We start from the raw sequence: 513 nt of genomic DNA on the forward strand, positions 1-513 counted from the left end.
GCTGGAGCTGCTCGCCGGGTTCGGCGGGGCGTGGGGGATCGCCCGCTCCGGGGCCGGGGGCCCGCGGGCCGAGGCCGCCGGGGAGGCCGCGGCCGCCCCCACCGCGCCCCCGCTGTTAGCGCTCGTCGAGGCCGAGAACAGGCAGGTCAGGTTCCTGGCCGCCCGGATATCGGAGGCCCTCGACGAGGCCGGGGCCCTCGAGGCCGAGACGGCGGCGCTGCTCGAGGGCGACGAGACCTACGCGTGCCTGCTCACCGTGCCCGGCATCGGCCCGAGGACCGCGGCGCAGCTCGCGGTGTCGGTCGACATCGCGAGGTTCCCGGACCACGACCACCTGGCCTCGTACTGCGGCATAGCCCCGAGGGTGAGGAGCTCCGGCACGTCGGTGAGGTCGGTCAGGGCGTCCAGGCGCGGCGACGCGAGGCTCAAGTCCCTGCTGATCTTCTCGTGCAACAGCCTGGTGAGGTCGTCGGGGCGCTACGGCGAGTACTACCGGGCCTGCAGGGCGCGGGG

General features: G+C 75.2%; 1 protein-coding gene. It reads left to right on the plus strand.

Features of this window, described 5'->3' with window-relative positions:
* Nucleotides 1-513 (plus strand): transposase (locus tag DXC99_RS10230; RefSeq protein ID WP_158551701.1); only part of this gene is annotated, 513 nt, incomplete at both ends.

It is taken from the genome of Collinsella sp. TF10-11AT, from assembly GCF_003437565.1.
Classification (GTDB): Bacteria; Actinomycetota; Coriobacteriia; order Coriobacteriales; family Coriobacteriaceae; genus Collinsella.